Below are 1462 nucleotides of genomic sequence, written 5' to 3'. Positions count from 1 at the left end.
CTAGGAGCCTGTCCAAGTAGTCGCTGGTCAAGCTGGGGCGAGTCTGATTCTTTGCGGGGCTATGAGCAAGGATTTTCGACTCTGGAAGATTGACGAGGCGCAGCTTCTGCCGCCGCGCGTGCAGGACTACGTGCCCAAGGATCACCTATCTCGGCTGGCGGTAGCGCTGGTGCGGGAGGAGCTTGATCTTTCGGCGATTTCCGGCAGCTACCGCAGCGCGCTTGGCCAGCCGCCGTTCGACCCGCGGCTGATGACGGCGGTGCTTCTGCATGGCTATGCGAGCGGCATCTACTCGTCGCGGCGGATCGCCAGGGCGGCGGTGGAGCGCGCCGACTTCATGATGATCGTGGCCGGCGACCCGCCGGACTTCCGCACGATCTCGGAGTTCCGCAGGCGTCACCTCAAGGCTCTGGCCGGCCTGTTCGTGCAGGTGCTGAAGCTGGCCGAGAAAGCCGGTTTGGTGAAGCTCGGGCACGTTGCACTCGACGGCACCAAGATCAAGGCGAATGCGTCGAAACACAAAGCGATGAGCTACGAGCGCATGAAGAAGCGGGAAGCGGAGCTTCAAGCCGAGGTCGACCGCTGGCTGAAAGCCGCCGAGGCCGCCGATGCGGAGGAAGACAAGCTCTACGGCGACAAGCGTGGCGACGAGATGCCCGACTGGGTGGCCGACAAGCAGAAGCGGGTTGCGAAGATCCGTGCCGCCAAGGCGGAGTTGGAGGCGGAAGCCAAAGCCGCCGCCGCAGAAGAGATGCGACGCCGCGAAGAGGCGGAAGAGCAACGCAAGAAAGAAGGCCGCAAGAAGACCGGCAAGCCACCGGCGCCGCCGAAACAGGAGCCGGACGGCAAGGCGCAGCGCAACTTCACCGATCCGGAGAGCCGCATCCTGAAGACCAAGGATGGATACATCCAGGGCTATAACGCGCAGGCGGCAGTCGACGCGACGGCGCAGATCATCGTCGCTCACACGCTCGACAACAACGGTAGCGACCAGGCGCAGTTCGCTCCCTTGCTCGACGGCATCAAGGCCAATCTCAAGCGCAATCCGGACGAAGTCTCGGCCGATGCAGGCTACTGCTCGGCCGCCAATCTTCGCACGCTGAGCCGGCGGCGGATCAAAGGCTACATCGCGACCGGACGACAGAAGCACGGAACCACGTCCGCCACCACCAAGCGGCCGGCCAAGCCCGCCTCGCTGCTCGCCCGGATGAGCGCCAAGCTCAGGCGCGCCGGCCATCGCAGCCGTTACCGGTTGCGCAAGCAGGTGGTCGAGCCGGTGTTCGGGCAGATCAAGGAGGCGAGAGGCTTCCGCCAGTTCCTGCTGCGGGGAATCGAGAAAGTGAAGGCCGAATGGGCGATGATCTGCACCGCCCACAACCTCCGAAAGTTCGCGCTGGCTGCCGGATGAGCGCCGTCATGTTATCGTCGCGGCCACACCGAGACTAAACAGACAGGCTCCTAG

General features: G+C 64.3%; 1 protein-coding gene. It reads left to right on the top strand.

The genetic code is table 11. From position 1 onward, the window contains the following. Positions 1-61 precede the first annotated feature (61 nt). Positions 62-1408 (top strand): IS1182 family transposase, encoded by a 1347-nt coding sequence (locus IVA81_RS10580; protein ID WP_247315827.1) that lies wholly within the window; start codon positions 62-64, stop codon positions 1406-1408. Positions 1409-1462 lie beyond the last annotated feature (54 nt).

This window comes from Bradyrhizobium sp. 141, from assembly GCF_023074055.1.
GTDB lineage: Bacteria > Pseudomonadota > Alphaproteobacteria > Rhizobiales > Xanthobacteraceae > Bradyrhizobium.
This window is presented reverse-complemented; position numbering and strand designations above follow the sequence as displayed.

Bases quoted from the DNA above. Each gene is read 5' to 3' on its own strand.
- IVA81_RS10580 (WP_247315827.1), top strand. From the start codon at position 62: ATGAGCAAGGATTTTCGACTCTGGAAGATTGACGAGGCGCAGCTTCTG.